Annotated in this window: 21 protein-coding genes; 14 read left to right on the forward strand and 7 right to left on the reverse strand. The window is 48.1% G+C overall.

The genetic code is table 11. The annotated features are described in order from the left end of the window. Positions 1-151 precede the first annotated feature (151 nt). The gene (hslO, locus tag E2I14_RS02225) at positions 152-1,093 is read right to left on the reverse strand and encodes an Hsp33 family molecular chaperone HslO (RefSeq protein ID WP_133324987.1); all 942 of its coding nucleotides are present in this window, start codon (positions 1,091-1,093) and stop codon (positions 152-154) included. 53 nt (positions 1,094-1,146) lie between these two features. Then, positions 1,147-1,671: a gamma carbonic anhydrase family protein gene (locus E2I14_RS02230; RefSeq protein ID WP_133324989.1), complete on the reverse strand. Its 525-nt coding sequence runs from the start codon at positions 1,669-1,671 to the stop codon at positions 1,147-1,149. A gap of 204 nt (positions 1,672-1,875) precedes the next feature. Between E2I14_RS02230 and E2I14_RS02235 the strand changes: the two genes are divergently transcribed. From E2I14_RS02235 to modC, 6 genes are all read left to right on the forward strand, one after another. Then, the gene (locus E2I14_RS02235; protein ID WP_133324991.1) at positions 1,876-2,700 is read left to right on the forward strand and encodes a ferritin-like domain-containing protein; all 825 of its coding nucleotides are present in this window, start codon (positions 1,876-1,878) and stop codon (positions 2,698-2,700) included. 118 nt (positions 2,701-2,818) lie between these two features. Beyond that, positions 2,819-4,264, forward strand: coding sequence for a threonine synthase (gene thrC, locus E2I14_RS02240; protein ID WP_133324993.1), 1,446 nt, complete (start codon positions 2,819-2,821; stop codon positions 4,262-4,264). 316 nt (positions 4,265-4,580) lie between these two features. Continuing rightward, positions 4,581-7,487, forward strand: a complete 2,907-nt coding sequence (locus E2I14_RS02245) for a DUF1631 family protein (RefSeq protein ID WP_133324995.1) — start codon at positions 4,581-4,583, stop codon at positions 7,485-7,487. Between the two features lie 141 nt (positions 7,488-7,628). Continuing rightward, positions 7,629-8,384, forward strand: a complete 756-nt coding sequence (modA, locus tag E2I14_RS02250; protein ID WP_227544557.1) for a molybdate ABC transporter substrate-binding protein — start codon at positions 7,629-7,631, stop codon at positions 8,382-8,384. Then, positions 8,384-9,073, forward strand: coding sequence for a molybdate ABC transporter permease subunit (modB, locus tag E2I14_RS02255; protein WP_133324997.1), 690 nt, complete (start codon positions 8,384-8,386; stop codon positions 9,071-9,073). The genes modA and modB overlap by 1 nt, the downstream gene beginning before the upstream one ends. Then, positions 9,070-10,140 carry a molybdenum ABC transporter ATP-binding protein gene (gene modC, locus E2I14_RS02260; RefSeq protein WP_133324999.1) on the forward strand — a complete coding sequence of 357 codons (1,071 nt, stop codon included), beginning with the start codon at positions 9,070-9,072 and terminating at the stop codon, positions 10,138-10,140. Before modB ends, modC begins: the two co-directional genes overlap by 4 nt. A gap of 19 nt (positions 10,141-10,159) precedes the next feature. On the opposite strand, the gene E2I14_RS02265 is transcribed toward modC, so the two are convergent. From E2I14_RS02265 to E2I14_RS02280, 4 genes are all read right to left on the reverse strand, one after another. Then, entirely contained in the window at positions 10,160-11,092 is a 933-nt protein-coding gene (locus E2I14_RS02265; RefSeq protein WP_206105563.1) for a pseudouridine synthase, read from the reverse strand. Then, complete coding sequence (locus E2I14_RS02270; protein WP_133325001.1) at positions 11,076-12,449, reverse strand: MATE family efflux transporter; 1,374 nt, start codon at positions 12,447-12,449, stop codon at positions 11,076-11,078. The genes E2I14_RS02265 and E2I14_RS02270 overlap by 17 nt, the downstream gene beginning before the upstream one ends. A 78-nt stretch (positions 12,450-12,527) precedes the next feature. After that, entirely contained in the window at positions 12,528-12,776 is a 249-nt protein-coding gene (locus E2I14_RS02275; RefSeq protein WP_133325003.1) for a DUF2164 domain-containing protein, read from the reverse strand. A 168-nt stretch (positions 12,777-12,944) separates the two neighbouring features. Continuing rightward, complete coding sequence (locus E2I14_RS02280; RefSeq protein ID WP_133325005.1) at positions 12,945-13,304, reverse strand: YXWGXW repeat-containing protein; 360 nt, start codon at positions 13,302-13,304, stop codon at positions 12,945-12,947. Between the two features lie 297 nt (positions 13,305-13,601). On the opposite strand from E2I14_RS02280, the gene E2I14_RS02285 reads away from it, so the two are divergent. Beyond that, the gene (locus E2I14_RS02285; protein ID WP_133325007.1) at positions 13,602-14,024 is read left to right on the forward strand and encodes an ANTAR domain-containing response regulator; all 423 of its coding nucleotides are present in this window, start codon (positions 13,602-13,604) and stop codon (positions 14,022-14,024) included. 16 nt (positions 14,025-14,040) lie between these two features. On the opposite strand, the gene E2I14_RS02290 is transcribed toward E2I14_RS02285, so the two are convergent. Beyond that, entirely contained in the window at positions 14,041-14,646 is a 606-nt protein-coding gene (locus tag E2I14_RS02290) for a Maf-like protein (protein WP_133325009.1), read from the reverse strand. A 73-nt stretch (positions 14,647-14,719) separates the two neighbouring features. On the opposite strand from E2I14_RS02290, the gene E2I14_RS02295 reads away from it, so the two are divergent. From E2I14_RS02295 to acpP, 7 genes are all read left to right on the forward strand, one after another. Beyond that, positions 14,720-15,241 carry a YceD family protein gene (locus tag E2I14_RS02295; RefSeq protein ID WP_133325011.1) on the forward strand — a complete coding sequence of 174 codons (522 nt, stop codon included), beginning with the start codon at positions 14,720-14,722 and terminating at the stop codon, positions 15,239-15,241. Positions 15,242-15,343: 102 nt separating this feature from the next. Beyond that, on the forward strand, positions 15,344-15,526 hold the full coding sequence (gene rpmF / locus E2I14_RS02300; RefSeq protein ID WP_105532868.1) for a 50S ribosomal protein L32: 183 nt from the start codon (positions 15,344-15,346) through the stop codon (positions 15,524-15,526). A 250-nt stretch (positions 15,527-15,776) separates the two neighbouring features. Continuing rightward, complete coding sequence (gene plsX / locus E2I14_RS02305) at positions 15,777-16,856, forward strand: phosphate acyltransferase PlsX (protein ID WP_133325013.1); 1,080 nt, start codon at positions 15,777-15,779, stop codon at positions 16,854-16,856. Between the two features lie 74 nt (positions 16,857-16,930). Then, a complete protein-coding gene (locus tag E2I14_RS02310; RefSeq protein ID WP_133325015.1) occupies positions 16,931-17,914 on the forward strand; it encodes a beta-ketoacyl-ACP synthase III in 984 nt (327 codons plus the stop codon). 62 nt (positions 17,915-17,976) lie between these two features. After that, on the forward strand, positions 17,977-18,912 hold the full coding sequence (gene fabD / locus E2I14_RS02315; RefSeq protein WP_133325017.1) for an ACP S-malonyltransferase: 936 nt from the start codon (positions 17,977-17,979) through the stop codon (positions 18,910-18,912). A gap of 16 nt (positions 18,913-18,928) precedes the next feature. Further along, the gene (gene fabG, locus E2I14_RS02320) at positions 18,929-19,681 is read left to right on the forward strand and encodes a 3-oxoacyl-ACP reductase FabG (protein WP_133325019.1); all 753 of its coding nucleotides are present in this window, start codon (positions 18,929-18,931) and stop codon (positions 19,679-19,681) included. A gap of 169 nt (positions 19,682-19,850) precedes the next feature. Continuing rightward, positions 19,851-20,090: an acyl carrier protein gene (gene acpP / locus E2I14_RS02325; protein WP_105532873.1), complete on the forward strand. Its 240-nt coding sequence runs from the start codon at positions 19,851-19,853 to the stop codon at positions 20,088-20,090. Positions 20,091-20,189 lie beyond the last annotated feature (99 nt).

Raw genomic sequence — 20,189 nt, forward strand, 5'->3', positions numbered from 1 at the left:
AGAGCCGCTAAATCAGCGGCTCTTTTTTATGACTCAAATTTTGTGATTTGCTCGGAAAGCGCAACGACAGCAAGCGGCTAAAATAAAGTCAAAGGCCTATTTAATTCCCTCTCAGAGTAACAAACGAATCACGAATGCAAAGTTGATTTTGTTAGTGCGTGTGGTCGTTATTAGGCGTGATAGCAACTTCCGGCGCGATAAATAATTGAGCGCAATCGACCGCATCAAAACTATAAGGCTTGCCGCAAAAATCGCAATTAATGTCGAGCTTACCCAAACTTGTTACCGCCTCGGTGACTTCCTGTTTACCCAACATTTTCAGCATGTTGCCGACTTTTTCACGACTACAAGTGCAATGCACTGTGATCGGTTGCGGGTCAAACAAGCGCAGGCTTTCTTCCCAAAATAAACGATGTAATAAGGTCGCGATATCGGTGGTGATTAGCTCATCGTATTTTAGCGTGCTGCCCAAGATGCAAGCGCGCAGCCAAGCTTGTTCGGCATTCTCGGCTTGCTGACTTTGCTCCTCTTCGCGCTCACCCGAACCGCCGTGATACGGCAACCGTTGCAACAACATGCCGCGGCACAGTTCATCGTTTGATGCCAGCCACAGCTTGGTATCGAGTTGCTCCGATTGCTTCATGTAGCTCTCGATAATCGCTGCAATGGTATCGCCTTCTAACGGCACGATACCTTGATAGGCTTGCTGCCCCGGGACTTTGTTGTTGGGGTCGAGCGTGATGACGAAGCGGCCATTTCCTTGTGCGTTAATCAGTTCGGCTAACGTCGCGTCGTCCGCGATGACAACGTTATCCGCCAATTTAGCCATGGCGCGGATCTGCAAATTGCTATTGCATTCCACCACCAATAATTTGATCGCACCATCACCGTGGATTTGCATAATCATGCTGCCATCGAATTTTAAATTGGCGCTTAATAATGCGGCCGCGCAGGTCAACTCACCGAGCAATGTTTGAACTGGAAGTGGGTAGTCGTGGTGGGTGAGCACCTCTTGCCAACTTGAGTTGAGTTCAATCAACTCACCGCGCACGGTGGCGTCGTCAAACATAAATTTTTGCAAAGTATTGGTCATGGAGTGGGGCTTAGTTCAAATGAAGGAATGGGCGGATATTGTGCTGAAAAGGTTTATTTCAACCGAACCAACTGAGTTTTAAACAATTGCGCGCGTTGGACGTAGTTGGCAGTATTTTTGTGCATATTGCTGATTTCTTCGTCCGTAAGCGTGCGTGCTACTTTGGCTGGTGTACCAATAATTAAGGAGTTGTCAGGGAAACTTTTACCCTCGGTGACCAATGCCCCCGCGCCGACTAAACAGTTTTTGCCGATTATCGCGCCATTCAACACAACCGCCTGAATCCCGATCAACGCGCCATCGCCAACGGTGCAGCCATGAAGCATTGCTTGATGACCGATGGTGACGTTGCTGCCGATCGTCATTGGGTAGCCGACATCGGTGTGTAGCACGGCGCTCTCTTGCACATTGCTGTTTTCGCCTATGCTGATGAGCTCATTGTCGCCGCGTATCGTCACATCAAACCACACGCTAGAATGCGCCGCTAGGGCGACTTTACCGATGACGTTGGCAGAGTCAGCCACGAAAACGCTGTCGTCAATTTGGGGAGTGAATTCGCTTAATTGATAAATAGCCATGATGGAGTCACTTTCAGGGTGAAGTTAATTTGTAGGCTGCTTGGCAAACTGCGTAAAATAGTTGCTGGGATAAAAGTCGCTATTTTACCCTGCATCAGGAGTGGTTTGATTTGTTGTTAATTCGGCTCTAAGTCGGCTCTAATTTAGCCTCAATCCAGTTTCATTCGTCGTGAATTTTCTATTTTTTTGGTAAAGCTGTCCTCCATGTCGCCCAATCACCCCGAACTCCGTCAACAAGCTTTATTGATTTTGGCGCAAACCGATCCCGCTCAAAAAGTCGCGCAAACGATGGCTTTGCAGCAGCAGTACCAAGTCGGACACATCGGGCTGGATACCGCAATCCACCTGTCTGACGCGGGGCAAGATATTCCAGGGCGACCAGCCAAGCCTGAATTAGTCCCGCCACTCAATGTAAAACGCCGCACGATGCGAACGTTAGAAGGCAGGGCGATTTTGTTGCATGCCTTGTGCCATATTGAATTTAATGCGATCAACCTAGCTTTAGACGCGATTTGGCGCTTTCCGGCGATGCCGATTGATTATTATGTCGATTGGCTCAAAGTCGCCGCCGAAGAAGCGCTGCATTTTTCGCTCCTAGCGCAACATCTGACCACGCTGGGATTTGAGTACGGCGATTTCCCCGGTCATGACACCTTGTGGGAAATGGTGGCCAAAACCCAGGAAGATATTTTGGCCCGCATGGCGCTGGTGCCGCGCACGATGGAAGCGCGCGGGTTGGACGCCGCCCCCAGCACGCGAAATAAATTGAGTCAAATCGGTGATGAAGCAGGGGCCGCCATTATCGATATTATTTTGCGTGACGAAATTGGCCACGTCGCCATTGGCAATCGCTGGTACGCGCATATATGTGCTGAGCGCGGATTGGAGCCGGTTGCCGAGTACGCCAAGCTGACAGTGCAATACAAAGCACCCAAATTGCGCGGCCCATTTAATTTAGATGCCCGTCGCGCCGCGGGTTTTACCGAAGCGGAACTCGGCGCACTGCATGCTATGCAAGAAACAAACTAGGCTAAAGCTAGGCACTAAGGCTATAATCTGACCGTGGTAAATTCAGTTTTAGGCCAATTTCCCCAATTTTTATTAATCGCAGCGTCCCATACCCTCAACTTATTTTCAGCCAATTCTCATGCATTACGTATCTACTCGCGGCATTGCTGCGCAACATTCTTTTTCGACGATTTTGTTAGGTGGCTTGGCCGAAGATGGCGGCTTGTACTTGCCTGACACTTATCCACAAATTAGCGATGCAGAGTTGACTGCTTGGCGTCAATTATCGTATGCCGATTTAGCCAGCGCGATTTTGGCCAAATTTGCGCCCGATATTCCGCTCGAGGATTTACGCGAGCTGACCAAAAAAACCTACACCGCTGAGGTTTATCGCAACACCAGCAATGGCAATGCCGAACAAATCACACCGTTAAAAAAACTAGAAGACGGTTTGTATTTGCAAGAATTATCCAACGGCCCGACGCTGGCATTTAAAGACATGGCGATGCAGTTGTTGGGCAATTTATTTGAATACACGCTCGATAAGCAGCATGCCGAATTAAATATTTTTGGCGCAACCTCTGGTGATACCGGTAGCGCCGCCGAATACGCCATGCGCGGCAAACGCGGGATCCGGGTCTTTATGCTCTCGCCCCATCAAAAAATGAGCGCGTTTCAAACCGCGCAAATGTTTAGCTTAAACGACGCCAATATTTTCAATATCGCAGTGGAAGGCGTGTTCGATGATTGCCAAGATTTAGTTAAAGCTGTGTCCAACGATCTGGAATTTAAACGCCAGCAAAAAATTGGTACCGTCAATTCAATCAATTGGGCGCGTGTTGTGGCGCAAGTGGTGTATTACTTCCGTGGTTATTTAAGCGCGACCTCATCCAATACCGAGAAAGTTTCGTTCACCGTTCCATCGGGTAACTTCGGCAATATTTGTGCTGGCCACATCGCGCGCATGATGGGTTTGCCGATTGCCCAATTGGTGGTCGCCACTAACGAAAACGATGTCTTGGACGAGTTCTTTAAAACCGGCAAATATCAGGTACGGCAATCGGCGCAGACCTATCACACCAGTAGTCCGTCGATGGACATTTCTAAGGCGTCTAATTTTGAGCGCTTTGTGTTTGATTTGATTGGGCGCGATAGCACGCGTTTGGCGGCGCTATTCCGTCAAGTAGAAACCAAAGGTGGATTTGATTTGTCGGGCGGTCCGGGTAGCGATGGCGACGAATTTAAACGCATTGCTGACTATGGTTTTAGTTCCGGTAAATCGGTGCATGCCGATCGCTTAGCGACGATTCGGATGGTGCAACAGCGTTACGGTGTGATCGTGGATACACATACGGCTGACGGGATTAAAGTCGCCTTGGAACAGCGCGATCGGGCGATTCCGATGATTGTGTTGGAAACCGCATTGCCGGCCAAATTCAACGAAACCATCCGCGAAGCATTGGGACACGACGCGCCGCGTCCTGCGGGATTTGAGAACATTGAAGCCTTACCGCAGCAATTTGTGGTGATGCCAGTGGATGTGCAGAAAATGAAACACTACATTTCCGAGCAAACAGGGCTGTAGTTTGCGATCAAGTTGGTGCAAAAATCAAAGGGAAGATTAATTCTTCCCTTTTTTCATGCCTGAACCGGTTGTGAACTTGTTTGTTGCCCGCGCAACGCCTAATTTGAGTAAATGAATTTGCTTGGATTTGTTAATTGAAAATTTCCTTGTGGAAAGTTTATTTTAACAAACATACACATTTGTTTCTTTTTTTAAATATATTGTTAAATTTCATCGAAAATTTTGCCATTTAACATTATTTAAAAGTACACTTAGGAAATATTATCTTATTGCAATAAACGTACTTTTTTAAGACGACTTGCTCAGGAAAAGCGTAATGGATCGTAATACTTTACTTCAATCAAGCCGCACTCAATATCTCGAAGTGTTTGGGCAGTTAATTCTGATCGCGATTCGTCGCTCGTACGAAAAACTGTACGACAAAGCCGATAAAAGTAAAAGCTCGCAACAACAACGCTTATTCATGGACGCACGCTCAACGCTCATCAGCAACGAGCAAAAATTCACCACGCAATTTCAATCCAAATTAGATTCCTTGTTAGAACGCAGTTTTCAAACTGCATACGACACCTTTCGTCCGTCTTTTTTTAATTCGAAAAAAGCCACCACGATGGAATTAATGGATATCACCGCATTTGAAGATGAATTGCGCATCGATATCATCACCAGCCGTTTTCGCAGTGAAGCCGAAGAACAATTACGCGACTTAAATATTCGTATTGCGATTTTGTTTGAGCGCAACGATATCGCCGAACGCGAGAATCCATTCCGCCCGTATTTGCTCACCCGCAGCTTGATTTTGGGCGTCGAAGCTATGGGAATTGAAGGCGAAATGGCGGTCGTCATTACCGATCAATTAGCTGAGGAATTGCTCGTTGACGTGGCTTCGCTGTACGAAAGCATTAACGAGCATTTATCCAATTTTGGCGTGGCAGCGCAATTGCAATTTAAGCCGCAGCGCATGCCATCGGATTTAACTAATCCAGTTGGCTACGATGCCGAGAGCAATTTAGACGACGCCGATCATCCAGAATCGCAGCGCGACAATCAATCGCAACATGCACGTAACTTTTCGAATTTACAATCTAGCCAAACCAATTCTAATTCAGCACCAAGTCAGCCTCGCGTTGGAAAAATCGAGCAGCTAATTCAAATGGTGAGAAGTCGCAATATCCAGCGTATGGGCGGCGCGGCAGGAAGTGGGTCGGGTAGCGCTGAAGGCGCATTCGGTGGCGCTGGGCAGGGAAACCAACGATTTGAAGGCGGCGGATCTGGCGCTGCCAATTCAAATGGCGGCGGTGCAACCGACGCAGTTAACCAATTATTTAGTCAGGCCGGATCTGCCGTCTCGGGTTGGCTCGAAGGTGCGCAGGAAGTTGGTAGTACCTTGCGTAAAGTATTTTTCGGTGGGGCGATGCAGGCGCAAGCGGGCGGACAAGCCGGCGGCGCTGGCGGTTATGCCGCTGGTGCGGGCGGCGAGTATGGACGCGAAGACGGATCATCCGGCTTCATCACGATTTCACCGCAGTTAAATAATGCGCTGCGCGCGCCGATTCCATCCACCAGCGAAATGACTGGCTCCGATGGCGAGGTGCGAAATTTAATTATTGAGCGGCGCGACAACTTAAATGCGTTGGCGGCCGATCAGCACGAAAAAATGACGATTGATATCGTCGCGATGTTGTTTGAATTTATTTTGAAAGATCATCAAGTTCCCGCTGAAGTGCGGGCGCAATTAGGACGGTTGCAGTTTTCCGTTCTAAAAATGGCCTTGATGGATTCGGCGTTATTAACCAAGAAAAGCCATCCAGCTCGTTTATTAGTTAATCGTATTGGTTCGATTTCAGTCGGGTTGCAACAAATCGACCCAACTGGCGAACGTATCTCAGCCGAAATTTGCCGAATAGTGGAAGAATTATTAGCCAGCGACTCTGAAAACCCCGAGCTATTTAGCAAAATGCTAGATCAGCTTGACGTTTTTATTGCGCGAGAATTATTGGCCTCCAACGCCAAAGTAGAAAACGCTGTCAAAGTTGTCGTCAATGCCGAACACCGTTCGCAACGTTTTTATCAAGCGAGTGCCGAGTTAGAAACCATGCTGACCGGCATGCTGATTACGCCGTATTTGCGCCGCTTTTTAGTTGATACTTGGTCGCACGTCATTGAGCGTGTTGAGCGCAATTCCAATGTAGATTCAACCCGCTTCCGTTTGCTGGTGCCGAATTTGTTGTGGAGTATTTTGCCCAAAGTTACACGCGATGATCGCTCGATGTTGTTGCAGCTCATTCCTGGATTAGTGCCCGTGCTGCGCGAAGGCATGAGCTTGGTCGCGTGGTTGCCCGAGCATCAGCAAGACCTATTAAATTGGCTGGTCGATGCACATACCACGGTCATGCGCGCTGTTGCTACCGATGAAGCGGTGATTTCGCTGGCTGAAGTGCAGCGCCATTTTCATCAATTTATTTATCCGAATGAAGTCGCTCCTGAGAAGGCAGCTACGTCTGAATCGGCAGCAAGCGCTTCGTCGCAACCTGAATCCGCTCAAACAGCTGCTGACGCAAATTCCAACCAATCACCTGAATTGCCGCAACATCCCATCAGTCTGAATCGAGTTTTGCTGGATGAAGCGATCAAAGAACTAGAAGCCGAATTAGATCAAGTTGGATTGCTACAAGATTTAGATGCAACGCCAGATGCGGTTGGACTCGATTTGCTCGATGACCCCTTGTTCGGCGAAGAGGGCGCGACTAGTTCAGAAGCAGGCGCGATGAGCGCGAGTGAAACCTTAGCCCAGTATGCCGATGGGCATGCTAGTCAGCATAGCGCAGCGAGTGCTTCATCAACCCCGCCATCAACTCCGCAACAATCCGGTAGTTCTGATGTGGATGAAACGATGCAATCGCTACTCAACGATCAACTATTGCCGCTCAATGAAGACGGTGAAGTCGATATTTTGGAGCGCTTGCGCAGCGGCGTGATTGTGGAAATTAATTTGTACGGACAATCGACACGAGGTCGTTTAAATTGGATTAGCCCCAATTCGTCCAATTTGATTTTGACCATGAACGGCCAACCAGCTCCCTCCATCGTCAGTGTGCGCATGTTCCGGCGTATGTTAAAAAATGAGCGTGCGCGCTTCGTCGAAGTGGCTCCATTGTTTGAGCGCGCCGTGCAATCTTTGCTGGAATCAGCCGACCAACTTGATATGGCCGATGCGGCTTAAATTTTGTTGGTCAGATTATTGATCAGATTGCTGATCGACTCTTCATTTCCTCAGTTTTTTACCACGTTTTATCGTTCCCTAAACCGCTTTGCCAACATGCTAAAATCTTCCCCTATTGAAATACGTAATCAGGGGAAGTTTATGCTGCGCCAAGTCATGTGTCGGATTGTTTTGTTAGTGTCGGCGTTGTTCTGCTTTGACGCGCTGGCAGCGGAAGTGCAGGTCGCCGTGGCAGCTAATTTTGCCGCGCCGATGAAACAAATCGCTACTCAATTTGAGCAGATAAGCGGTCACAAAGCCAATCTGTCGGTCGGCGCCACAGGCAAGTTTTACGCACAGATTAAAAACGGCGCGCCGTTTGATATTCTGCTGTCCGCTGATCAAGCGACGCCGACCTTACTCGTTCAAGAACAATCCGCTTTAGCGGGCAGTCAGTTCACCTACGCAATCGGTAAGCTGGCGTTGTGGTCAGCCAATCCGACGTTGGTTGATGGACGTGGTGCTGTGTTAAAGCAGGGCAGTTTTGCCCATTTGGCGATTGCCTCGCCCAAGCAAGCGCCATATGGCGCGGCGGCGATGGAGGTCTTAACTGCGCTAAATCTGAATACTTCGATCGCGCCAAAATTGGTGCAAGGCGAAAACATTGGGCAAACTTACTCATTTATCTCAACCGGCAATGCCGAGTTGGGCTTCGTGGCCTTGTCGCAAATTTGGGAAAACAATACGCTCAAGTCAGGTTCCTATTGGCTCGTCCCAGACAACTTGTACAGCCCGATCCGGCAAGATGCCGTTCTGCTCAAGCACGGCAAAGATAATCCGGCGGCGGCTGCCCTGCTGGCTTTCTTAAAAACCGATAAAGCGCGCGCCATCATGCAATCCTTTGGGTATCAATTTTGATGGAGGCCGCTGATTTAGGCGCGATCTGGCTGACCTTAAAGCTTGCCAGTATTACGACTATTGCCTTACTGCTGCTAGGTACTCCCTTGGCTTGGTGGCTAGTCCGAACCCAGTCGCGCTTAAAGCCTGCGATTCGCAGCATCGTCGCGCTGCCGTTAATTTTACCGCCCACCGTGATCGGCTTTTATTTGTTGGTGTTTATGGGGCCAAACGGTGCTTTTGGTAAGCTAACCCAATCGCTGGGCTGGGGCGTTTTACCCTTTACATTCATTGGTTTAGTGCTGGCCTCCATGGTGTATTCCTTGCCTTTTGTAGTGCAGCCTTTGTATAACGCGTTTGAAGCCATTGGGCCAAGACCGCTAGAAGTCGCCGCCACCTTGCGCGCATCGCCGTTGGATACTTTTTTCTCCGTGGTTGTGCCGTTGGCCAAACCGGGTTACATCACGGCGCTGGTCATGGGCTTTGCGCATACTGTGGGCGAATTTGGTGTGGTGTTAATGATAGGTGGGAATATTCCCGACAAAACTCGCGTCGTTTCGGTGCAAATTTATGATCATGTCGATGCGCTGGAGTACGCCCAAGCGCATAGTTTGGCCGCGATATTATTGCTGTTTTCGTTTGTGGTTTTGCTGCTGCTGTACCGCGTGAATGCAGGGAGAACCGAGGCGGCGCGAGGTTATTTGTCATGACGCACAATATTCACCTTGAATTGCACCACCCGATTTTATCGGTGAAGGCAACATTGCCGGGTAGCGGCATTACCGCCGTTGTCGGTGCGTCGGGTGCGGGCAAGACGACACTGCTGCGTTGCATCGCTGGATTGGAGTCAGCGGCTGCTGGATTGGTGAATGTAAATGGCGTGTCGTGGCAAGACGATACGCGTCGAATTCGATTGCCGACCTATCAGCGCAAGGTTGGATTGGTCTTTCAAGAAGCGAGTTTATTTCCGCATTTGTCGGTGCAAGCGAATCTGGAGTTTGGATTGCGGCGCACCGCACAGCGCACAATTTCATTAACCCAAGCTGTCGATTTGCTGGGTCTAGCTCAATTGCTCAAGCGCTCGCCCACAACGTTATCGGGCGGTGAAAAACAGCGCGTCTCGATCGCACGCGCACTGGCGACCAGCCCAGATTTGTTGTTAATGGATGAGCCACTCGCGTCCTTGGATGAGTCGCGTAAAGCAGAAGTGCTGCCCTATCTTGATCGATTAAGTAATGAATTATCGCTGCCGATTTTGTATGTCAGTCATGCGATGTCAGAAGTCGCGCATTTAGCTCAACAGGTGCTGGTGCTCGAAGGTGGAAAAGTGTTTGCTCAAGCTGATGTGTTTGAGATTTTGTCGCGTGCCGATTTACCCTACGCACATGGCGACCATGCATTTGCCATAGTTGCTGCGCGCATGGCTAGTTTCGACCCGCACTATCAGCTCAGTCAGTTTGATTTTGCTGGCGGTTCTATCTTTTTGCCGCAAAGTCGCGATTCGGTTCTTGATATGAATACAGAAGTGCGACTACGTATTCAAGCGCGTGATGTCAGTTTGTCTCTTGTGCCGCAACACGGTTCAAGCATCCTCAATACAATTCCTGTAAAAATCGCCCAGATCAATCAAGATAGTGCGGGATTATTTATGTTGGAACTTGATGCGGCTGGCGTGCGTTTGTTGGCCCGTATTACGCAAAAATCGTTAGATCAATTGGGCCTCAAAGTTGGCTTGGCGGTATTTGCGCAAATCAAAGGTGTGGCGGTGTTGCGTTGACGTGTTGGGTCAAACGAATTTAACAATCCAACTGCCGCGCGCTTTCAAAATAACGCTCTTGTCCACTCAGCGGATCAATAAATTGAATTGAGCGCGCCAATAATTTTAATGGGCGCGTCATGTCATCGGCTTTGCAAGGCAGCGCTACCGGATAAAAATCATCGTTCAAAATCGGAATGCCCAACGCGGATAAATGCACTCTGAGCTGATGTTTGCGTCCGGTCACGGGATGTAGTCGATAGCGGTAAATTGCGTTCGGATGCGCGGTTTGGCTTAGCAGTTCTAACCGTTCAATATGCGTCTCAGAATTGGGCGTGCCAGCTTGCTCTTGCATGCGGAAAAATGGCGTTCCTTCCACCATGCGGCTGCGGTAAATAAAAGGAGCTTGATAGTCAGCTAAGTCGCCAGCCAGCGCTTCGTATTGTTTGGTTACGCCGCGCTGTTGAAATAGGAATTGATAGGCGCCGCGACTAGCAATATTGAGTGAGAAAATCATCACGCCTGCCGTTTCCCGATCAAGCCGATGGATCGGGCTTAGATCGGGCAAATTGTGTTTGCGTTTTAAGCGCACCAACAAGGTTTCGTGCAGAAATCGACCAGTGGGAATGACTGGTAAAAAATGCGGCTTATCGACCACCAAAATATGCTGATCTTGAAAAAGAATGTGCTCTTCAAAAGGAATCGGTGTTTCGGCGTCAATTTCACGGTAATAAAAAATCCGTCCGCCCCAGCGATAAGGGCTATCCGCTGAATACGGCGTTCCCCCATCATCGACCACTTCCCCGCGCAGCATACGATCTTGCCAAGTCGCCGCGCTCACGTCGGGAAAGCGCTGCGTTAGAAATTCCAATAACGTTTTCCAATTGCCTTTTTGCAGCCACAAATAGCTAGGCGCAACGCCATCCCGAATCGGAAGTGGCGCGTTGTGGATTAACTTATCGCGTTGTTTCATGGTGCCGCAAGATATAACGCTGGCTGGCGCGCCGGAACAATAATTGTAAGGAAAGGGCAGTGAAGGTGAGGGCGATAATTAAGCCTATCCAATAACCGCGCACGCCCATTGGATCAATCGAAAAGTCACTAAATTTGAATCCAAATGTCAGCACATAACCGAGAGGCATTCCAATAATCCAAAACGCGGTCATGTGAATAATCATCGGAGCGCGGGTAACTTTGTATCCACGTAAAATTCCGGCGCTGACGACTTGGGTAATATCGGAAAACTGAAAAATCCCAGCGAGTACGATTAATTGTCCGGCCAGCACCAATACGTCGCTATCTTGGGTATACCAATGGGCAATCCAATTCGAGGCAAAAATCATTAATCCACCGCTAACCACGGCGATAAATAAACCCAAACGGCTCCCGTTTTGCCCAATCGCTCGCGCCAGCACATAGTCTTTTGCACCAGCCGCGTGCCCGACTCGCACCGTCAAAGCGGTTCCTACTGCCATCGGAACCATAAAAGTCAACGAACTAAAATTGAGCGCGATCTGATGTGCTGCAACCGAAGCCGTGCCTAGTTTGGCGATGATTAAGGCGATCAAGCTAAAGGCACTGACCTCGACTAAAAACATAATCCCAATTGGCAAACCAAGTTTAAATAATTGCTTTTGAACGATCGACTGCCAACCTTGCCAAGTTCGAAAAGGATGCGTATCGCGGTAGCGTTTGGTATTGACTATCCATAGCGCGAGCAGAATGCAATTGACCCACACGCAAAACGCCGTAGCCCAACCGCAGCCGACGCCGCCGAGTGCTGCAAAGCCAAAGTGACCGTAAATTAAGATCCAGTTGGTCGGAATATTTAATAGCAGGCAGCAAATAGAAATCACCATCATCGGCTTGGTTTGATTGAGCGCCGCGCTGTAACTGTACAAAACTCGGTAGCAAGCAAAGGCGGGCAAGCCCCAAGTAATCGCTTTGAGAAATTCTCCTGCCTTATGAGCGATTTCGGGCTCTAAACCAAGATGGGGAAAAATCGGCGTAATTAAGCGGGTAATTACCCAGGCGGCGACAGCCAAGATAAGTGCTTGCGCCAAGGCCTGCTGAATCAGCGCGGGAATTGATCTAGTTTCGTTTGCCCCAACTTTTTGCGCCACCAGAGGGCTAGTAGCTAACAAATAGCCCATTATGGTCACGATTAACGTCACCCAAATCGATGAGCCAACCGAAACAGCGGCCAAGTCGCCAGCCGAAACGTGGCCCGCCATCACGGCATCAACGAATGCTGTACCGGTTGTTGCGATTTGACCAACGGCAATCGGCCAAGCCAGATGCCAAGTGGCACGAGTGTCTTTTAAACGCATAATGAGTCTTTGTTGGAAGTAGTGCAGATCAGCTTTGGTTTGGGTATCAAGGGCCGATCGCGCGCGGTGACGCGCTAGTTATTTTTTCCAATAGGAAAATTCTTCTTCATGGCAAGCAATGTCTAATTCGGCGACGCGGTCTTGTAGCTGCGACTGTGCGTCCGCAATGGCCTGATTATAGATGCTGGGTCCTATTTCTCGAAGGCAAAAATCTAACAATAATTTGGCCTTCAATGTGCCAATGTCTTCATCCATTTGGGCACTAAAAAATCGTTGCAACGAGCCCAGTAAGCGTTCCTCGTTCTCTTTTTGGAGTTTGATAGCCATTGTTAATAATTTCGACGGAAAGCATGAATCCTAACCGAAAGCTTAGGCCTTTGGATATAACTTCGAGGGGAGGTGGGAGTAAAACAGATACGGTGCGATTCAGTCCGGTCCATTTCAGACCAGACTGAATTGAGAGGGCAAATTACAGTTTAACTTGCAGGTCGTTGATTAATAACGTCTCCAATGGCCGCCATCCATATGCCACTCACCGCCAACTTGGTGCCAATGATGCGGAACCCATTCATAACCTTGGCGCGGCGCAGACCAGTGTCCGGGATGCCAAACATGACGTCCGCCTTCCCACAACCAAACGCCATTAATCCAGAAATATCCTTGCACCGGCGGAACGCCAATGACCTCGACTTGCGGTGGAGGTGGTGCAACGTAGGTAACCACCGGTGGAGGTGCAACGTCTGGGTATACGACTGCGGCACGGTAATGTACCTGCGCTGGTGCAACGACGCAGCCTGAAAGCAGGGTTGTTGCGGCAACAACCAAGATGCCGCCGATAAGGGTGCTGTTTTTCATTTTTTTTCCTAAATAATCAGTGTGAATTGAAACGCTGTAGGCCAGTTCAACTAGTTACTGCCTTGCAATTATTAGCGTTCTCATGCAGTGCTAGGATGACATGAGAAATGTAAAGAATTGTAGGTGTTTAAATGTGACTAAGCATTGTAAGAAATATTGCCTAGCTAAGAAAGTCATTATTTCGTTAAAGCAAAACTTGCAAGTGGTAAATTTTCATCTTATTGTTAAAGAATGAATTGTTAGGTTTACTGACCTACATTGATTTTGTTGCATAAAAAGAATTTTGGAGAATGAGCCATGTTAAAAGTGGTTGTGATGGACGGGAATTCTATTTCTCGGGGCTTATTAATTTCTGTCCTGACCAATGGCGGGCACGAAGTTATTGGCGATAGCAATGTGACAGCGCAAGGAATTGCTCGCATGGTGAAGCTCAAACCGCAGCTCGTTTGCATGGATTTGGAATTGGTTGATGGCGACAAGATGGAAGTTTTAGACAATTTGCGACAAGAATTACCCAAAACAATTTTTTTTCTTGTCTCCAACAGTTTTGATGCCGATGGAATTCGGCTCGGGCAAGAGCATGGCGTGCGCGGGTTTATTGTGAAACCATTCAATTCCGCCAGTGTTTTAACCTCGATTAGAAATGCCGTAGTGAAATTTGTAACGGAAATGAAGCAAGCCCAGCAAACCTCAGATGTCGCGGCTGAGGGCGAGCAATAATCCAAGCCTGAGTTAGTTAGACAAAAAAGCGCACGCCGGCCCTGCGTAACATGCTGGTCAGGGTAATCAACGGTAAGCCGGTCAACGCAGTCGGATCATCACTTTCAATGCGTTCCAAAATCGCAATTCCCAAGCCCTCATTCTTAGCGCTACCTGCACAATCGTAAGGTTGTTCAATGCGCAAATAAGCGTCTAATTCGGCATCGGGCAAGTCGCGAAAGCTCACTTTGGTTTGGCAATTTTCCACTTGAATTAGCGGTGTTGGTTGGCGATGCTGATAAACACACAATGCAGTGTGAAAAATCACTTGCTTGCCGCACATCATTTTGAGCTGCTCTAAGGCTTTTTCGTGGTTGCCAGGCTTGCCGATATGAATGTTGTCCAAGGTGGCCACTTGATCCGAGCCGATGATAATTGCTTCTGGTGCAATTTTTGCCACGGCAATGGCTTTTTGCTCGGCTAGACGCAAGGCGGTGGCTTGCGGAGTTTCGTCGGGCAAGGCTGTTTCATCGATGTTAGGCACGATGACTTCAAACGGAAGATTTAATCTTGACAATAATTCTTTGCGGTAAATCGAGCTTGAAGCGAGTATGATGCGGTTTTCGTGGTGAAAGACAGCCATTTTTTATGTAAACCTTTGACGTAAAAGGGATAATGCTGTTATTATCGCAGGTTTTCTAAGGATGTAATGCATTATGCTGATCATTGATGCGTTTGCGTTTTGCCGAGCTGGGGAGCAACAAGCGGGTAAATTAACCGTTCCAGAGCTAACCAGATTGCGCGCAGAATGTGTTTCTGATGAAGGTGGAATTGAGTGGCAATTGGTTGGAGGTTCGCATGCGAACGGCTATCCACTACTTAATTTGACGGTCACCGGAACAGTGCAATTAATGTGTCAGCGTTGCTTAACTCCGTTTGTGTTCCAGATTCAGTCCAGCACCAAGATTATTCTTGCCAAAGACGAACAAACTGCCGATGAAATAGACGCATCTCTGGAAGACGATGAAATTGAAGTAATCGTAGGAAGCAAGGCATTCGATATCTTGGTATTGATTGAGGATGAGGCACTGTTAGCTATTCCGCTATCGCCAAAGCATGAGGTTTGTCCCACGAAGGAGAAACTTGATGCATTTGCGACTGCAAAGAAGGAGTCGCCCTTTGCCGCATTGAAGGACCAGTTTTTGATCGCAAAACCGGTAGGAAAGATTAAAAACTGATCTGGTAGTAAATAAGTATTAAGGATTCTTGGCTGGGACGACGAGTTGGCTGGCCGGATATGTTAAAATTTCAGAACTTTAGTTCGAGTATTAGGAGTTATCATGGCTGTTCAGCAAAACAAAAAGACCCCGTCTAAGCGCGGTATGCATCGTTCCCACGACTTTTTAGTCGCACCACAGTTGTCTATCGAGCCAACAACAGGTGAAACACATATGCGTCACCATATCAGCCCAAATGGCTTTTATCGTGGTCGTAAAGTACTGAAAACTAAAAACGACGAGTAATTTACTCGACGATTTTAGTCAACGAATTTACTCAAACACAGTGTTTCGTTGTGCTAAGTAAGTAATTAAAAAAGGCGGCGTTACCAGTTATTACTTGGCGCCGCTTTTTTTGTGTCTGATTGATCTATTTTATTTTTAAATTATTTACTGCTGGAAATAGTAAACTCACATTCGTTTGCGCGAATGGAAATAATTTAATGAGCACAGTCAACAACCTAGTCAATCTTGAATTTCGGAGACTTCGACAAAAATGACCATACGTATTTCAATTGATTGCATGGGCGGTGATCATGGCCCGGCTGCGACGGTGGCGGCGGCAGTTTCTTTTGTTAAGCGTACAGAAGATGTGCAAATGATTTTGGTCGGCCAAGAACTGATTATTCGCTCTGAGTTAAAGAAACTAAAAGCAGATTCGCAAGAGCGAATTTCAATTGTTCATGCGAGCGAAATCGTCACAATGGAAGATTCTTTGGAGGTGGCGTTGCGCCGCAAAAAAGATTCCTCGATGCGCTTGGCAATTAATCAGGTCAAAGACGCTAACGCAGATGTGTGCGTGTCGGCTGGTAATACGGGCGCCTTGATGGCGATTTCTCGCTATGTGCTAAAAACTCTCCCCAATGTTGATCGCCCCGCGATTTGCAGCATTCTCCCCAATCAAAAAGATAAGCCAACTTACATGCTCGACCTGGGTGCTAACGTCGATTGCGAGCCAGAGCATTTACGCCAGTTTGCGATTATGGGTGCAGCATTGTTTTCAGCGGTAGAAGGTCAGGATAAGCCCACGATAGGCTTATTGAATGTCGGCGAGGAAGATATTAAAGGCAATGACGTTGTTAAAAAAACGGCCGAATTGCTGCGGGAAGAGCATGCCAAGGGCGTGCTCAACTTTTATGGCAATGTCGAAGGTAATGATATTTTTGCTGGTACGACCGATATCGTCGTGTGCGATGGTTTTGTTGGTAACGTCACGTTAAAAGCCGTTGAGGGCTTAGGGCGTTTTGTTAAAACGGTTCTTACGCATGAATTCAAACGCAACTGGCTCACGATGTTGGGCGCCTTGATTGCAAAAAGTGCGCTGACTACCATCGGTAAGCGACTCAATCCCTCGCGTTATAACGGTGGAAGTTTGCTCGGTTTGCGCGGGCTGGTGATTAAAAGCCATGGCGGCGCAGATGCGTACAGCTTTGAGTGGGCAATTCAGCGTGCCTATGACGCGGCCAAAAATGGCGTGATTAATCGCATCGAGTTGGCAATGGCAGCTTTGGTCGCTGCGCCAGAGATTGCGATTGAGTCTTCGCCATGCGAGCTCGGCTCTCCTGAAATTAGTTGAAAAGGCAGCCAATTTTGGATTGGCTCGCCCTAATTTAGATAAAGTATTCCAATTAAAAAATGAGTAAAAATAGCATGAATCTGTATAGCAAAATTAGCGGTACCGGTAGTTATTTGCCTCCCAAACGCGTCACTAATCACGATTTAGCCCAGCAATTAGCAGCGCAAGGAATCGAAACCTCGGATGAGTGGATTGTTAGTCGCAGCGGGATTTCAGCGCGCCATTTTGCCGAAGACGATGTCTGCGCCAGCGATTTGGCGGTGCTTGCCGGTGAGCGCGCGATTGAGGCGTCTGGCTTAGATAAAAGCCAGATTGACTTAATTATTTTAGCCACCTCAACACCGGATCATTTGGGTGGTTTCCCCAGTACCGCGTGCATCGTTCAACGTAAGCTTGGCCTTGGTAATAGCGCCGCCTTTGATGTGCAGGCAGTATGCAGCGGATTTATTTATGCGTTATCCATCGCTGATGCAATGATTAAGTCGGGTAACCATAAACATGTTTTAGTTATTGGTGCGGAAGTGTTTTCGCGCATTTTAGATTTTAAAGATCGCACGACCTGTGTATTATTCGGCGACGGCGCTGGCGCAGTGGTGCTGTCGGCGTCGGAGGAGCCAGGTGTTTTGGCAACCAAGATACGCGCCGATGGAAATTATTCGCACATTTTGAGTGTGCCGGGTAAGGCCGCTGGTGGCGCCATTGCTGGTAGTCCGTACGTGCACATGGATGGACCAGCCGTGTTTAAGATTGCGGTCTCGGTATTAGAGAAAGTCGCGCTAGAAGTGTTGAGCTCGGCGCAAATGACATCCGCTGACATCGATTGGTTGGTGCCGCATCAAGCCAATATTCGTATCATGCAAAGCACGGCAAAAAAATTGCATTTGCCGCTAGAAAAAGTTGTGGCTACGGTCGATCAACACGGCAATACCTCCGCAGCTTCAATTCCGTTAGCGTTAGATGTGGCGGTGCGCGATGGGCGGATCAAGCTAGGGCAAACTGTGTTAATGGAAGGTGTTGGTGGCGGCTTTACTTGGGGTGCTGCTGTCGTACGGATGTAATTTTATAATGCTATCTTAGTTGGCTATTCGTAATCCTATTTTTGAACGTCACATTTTTAATTATGAATAAATTTGCTTTTGTATTTCCCGGTCAAGGTTCGCAAGCCATTGGTATGTTAAATGGCTTTGCTGATCATCCGATCGTGCAAGCGACCGTCGCTGAAGCGTCTGACGCATTGAGTTTTGATTTGGGGCGCTTGATTAATGAAGGTCCGAAAGAAGAATTAGACTTAACCATTAATACCCAACCCGTGATGTTGACTGCCGCTGTGGCCTGCTATCGCGCATGGTTGGAAGTGGGCGGGGTAAAACCTTCTTTGGTTGCTGGTCATAGTTTGGGTGAATATTCCGCATTAGTTGCCTCCGGTGCATTGGCATTTAAGGATGCGGTTCCGTTGGTTCGATTCCGTGCCAAAGTCATGCAAGAAGCCGTTCCCTTTGGCGTTGGTGGCATGGCGGCGATTTTAGGTTTGTCGGACGAGGAAGTACGTCTGGCATGCGAAGAATCGGCTCAAGGTGAAGTCGTTGAGCCAGTCAATTTTAATGCGCCAGCGCAAGTTGTGATTGCAGGTCATAAAGCAGCGGTTGAGCGCGCCTGCGAAGCCGCTAAAGCGCGCGGCGCAAAACGTGCTTTGGTGTTGCCGGTTTCTGCACCATTCCATTCTTCCTTGTTGAAGCCAGCGTCAGACCGATTGAGAGAGTATTTAGAAGACGTATCGTTTGGTCAGCCGCATATTCCCTTAATTAATAACGTTGATGTTGCGGTAGTTGCTGATGCGTCGGCGATTAAAGATGCCTTGGTTCGTCAGGCCGCTAGCCCTGTTCGTTGGGTAGAGACAATTCAGTCCATGGCGCAGCAAAACGTGACGCATGTCATTGAATGCGGTCCGGGCAAGGTCTTGGCTGGACTGGTCAAGCGCATTAACCCAGATTTAATTGGCGATGCCATATTTGATGATGCTTCACTGACCAAAGTAGTGGCCTCAAGCCGCGCCTAATTTCGGAGATAAAAGAATGAGTGCAGTATTTAATTTGACTGGTCAGGTAGCCTTAGTAACTGGCGCTTCGCGTGGCATTGGTCGTGCAATTGCAACATTGCTGGCGCAGCAGGGCGCGACAGTAATTGGAACGGCAACGACAGCCAGCGGAGCAGAAAATATTTCTGGGTATTTGTCTGAATTTGGACAATCACGAGGCGAAGTGCTGGATGTATGCAATGCCGCCGATAGCGTGGCCTTGGTTGAAAAAATTCAAAAAGAATTCTCAGGTTTATCAATCTTGGTGAACAACGCCGGAATTACGCAAGATCAACTGGCCATGCGCATGAAAGATGAAGAATGGGACGCTGTGATTGCGACCAATTTAACCGCAGTCGGTCGTTTGTCACGCGCTGTATTGCGCACCATGATGAAAGCCAAATACGGGCGTATTATTAACATCACGTCAGTGGTTGGCTCAGCCGGTAATCCAGGGCAAATCAATTACGCCGCCGCAAAAGCCGGTGTGGCAGGTATGAGCCGCGCTTTAGCCCGCGAAATTGGTAGTCGTAATATAACGGTGAATTGTATTGCTCCTGGTTTTATCGATACAGACATGACCAAAGCGCTCAATGAGCAGCAGTCTAGTGCGATATTGCAGCAAATTCCGCTGGGTCGATTAGGCCGTCCTGAAGAGATTGCGTCAGCGGCCTTATTTTTAGCTTCGGCGGAAGCTGGGTATGTGACCGGTACAACGATGCACGTAAACGGCGGAATGTATCTAAGTTGATATTAGGAAATAATTTCAATTAGTATTTTGTCTCTAATTTTAAGCGTAATTTAGCTGATTTTAGATAAAGATATGCGAAGATAATTCGCAATTTAATTAAACCCCTTTTTTTTGCGCATAACTCTGTTAAAATGCGCGCACTTTCTGTAACACCACCATGGAGACATATATGTCAGATATCGAACAACGTGTAAAAAAAATTGTAGCCGAACAACTTGGCGTAGCTGAAGCCGACATCAAGACAGAATCATCCTTTGTTGATGATTTGGGCGCTGATTCTTTAGACACGGTTGAATTGGTTATGGCTTTGGAAGATGAATTCGAAATGGAAATTCCAGACGAACAAGCTGAAAAAATCACAACAGTACAACAAGCAATCGACTACGCTACAGCGCACTTAAAAGCGTAATTAATTACTTTGCTGTTGATCTAATGGGTGATGACATGATGCGCAACGGACCTAAGTTTATTGCCGCCAACGTTATCCCCATTAAATAACAATCGAAAC

Source organism: Sapientia aquatica, from assembly GCF_004358105.1.
In the GTDB taxonomy this organism is placed as follows: domain Bacteria; phylum Pseudomonadota; class Gammaproteobacteria; order Burkholderiales; family Burkholderiaceae_D; genus Solimicrobium; species Solimicrobium aquaticum.

What these genes read in the sequence shown, in the direction of transcription:
- hslO (WP_133324987.1), bottom strand. Translation starts at nt 1,093, where the DNA reads ATGACCAATACTTTGCAAAAATTTATGTTTGACGACGCCACCGTGCGC.
- E2I14_RS02230 (WP_133324989.1), bottom strand. Translation starts at nt 1,671, where the DNA reads ATGGCTATTTATCAATTAAGCGAATTCACTCCCCAAATTGACGACAGC.
- E2I14_RS02235 (WP_133324991.1), top strand. Translation starts at nt 1,876, where the DNA reads ATGTCGCCCAATCACCCCGAACTCCGTCAACAAGCTTTATTGATTTTG.
- thrC (WP_133324993.1), top strand. Translation starts at nt 2,819, where the DNA reads ATGCATTACGTATCTACTCGCGGCATTGCTGCGCAACATTCTTTTTCG.
- E2I14_RS02245 (WP_133324995.1), top strand. Translation starts at nt 4,581, where the DNA reads ATGGATCGTAATACTTTACTTCAATCAAGCCGCACTCAATATCTCGAA.
- modA (WP_227544557.1), top strand. Translation starts at nt 7,629, where the DNA reads ATGCTGCGCCAAGTCATGTGTCGGATTGTTTTGTTAGTGTCGGCGTTG.
- modB (WP_133324997.1), top strand. Translation starts at nt 8,384, where the DNA reads ATGGAGGCCGCTGATTTAGGCGCGATCTGGCTGACCTTAAAGCTTGCC.
- modC (WP_133324999.1), top strand. Translation starts at nt 9,070, where the DNA reads ATGACGCACAATATTCACCTTGAATTGCACCACCCGATTTTATCGGTG.
- E2I14_RS02265 (WP_206105563.1), bottom strand. Translation starts at nt 11,092, where the DNA reads ATGAAACAACGCGATAAGTTAATCCACAACGCGCCACTTCCGATTCGG.
- E2I14_RS02270 (WP_133325001.1), bottom strand. Translation starts at nt 12,449, where the DNA reads ATGCGTTTAAAAGACACTCGTGCCACTTGGCATCTGGCTTGGCCGATT.
- E2I14_RS02275 (WP_133325003.1), bottom strand. Translation starts at nt 12,776, where the DNA reads ATGGCTATCAAACTCCAAAAAGAGAACGAGGAACGCTTACTGGGCTCG.
- E2I14_RS02280 (WP_133325005.1), bottom strand. Translation starts at nt 13,304, where the DNA reads ATGAAAAACAGCACCCTTATCGGCGGCATCTTGGTTGTTGCCGCAACA.
- E2I14_RS02285 (WP_133325007.1), top strand. Translation starts at nt 13,602, where the DNA reads ATGTTAAAAGTGGTTGTGATGGACGGGAATTCTATTTCTCGGGGCTTA.
- E2I14_RS02290 (WP_133325009.1), bottom strand. Translation starts at nt 14,646, where the DNA reads ATGGCTGTCTTTCACCACGAAAACCGCATCATACTCGCTTCAAGCTCG.
- E2I14_RS02295 (WP_133325011.1), top strand. Translation starts at nt 14,720, where the DNA reads ATGCTGATCATTGATGCGTTTGCGTTTTGCCGAGCTGGGGAGCAACAA.
- rpmF (WP_105532868.1), top strand. Translation starts at nt 15,344, where the DNA reads ATGGCTGTTCAGCAAAACAAAAAGACCCCGTCTAAGCGCGGTATGCAT.
- plsX (WP_133325013.1), top strand. Translation starts at nt 15,777, where the DNA reads ATGACCATACGTATTTCAATTGATTGCATGGGCGGTGATCATGGCCCG.
- E2I14_RS02310 (WP_133325015.1), top strand. Translation starts at nt 16,931, where the DNA reads ATGAATCTGTATAGCAAAATTAGCGGTACCGGTAGTTATTTGCCTCCC.
- fabD (WP_133325017.1), top strand. Translation starts at nt 17,977, where the DNA reads ATGAATAAATTTGCTTTTGTATTTCCCGGTCAAGGTTCGCAAGCCATT.
- fabG (WP_133325019.1), top strand. Translation starts at nt 18,929, where the DNA reads ATGAGTGCAGTATTTAATTTGACTGGTCAGGTAGCCTTAGTAACTGGC.
- acpP (WP_105532873.1), top strand. Translation starts at nt 19,851, where the DNA reads ATGTCAGATATCGAACAACGTGTAAAAAAAATTGTAGCCGAACAACTT.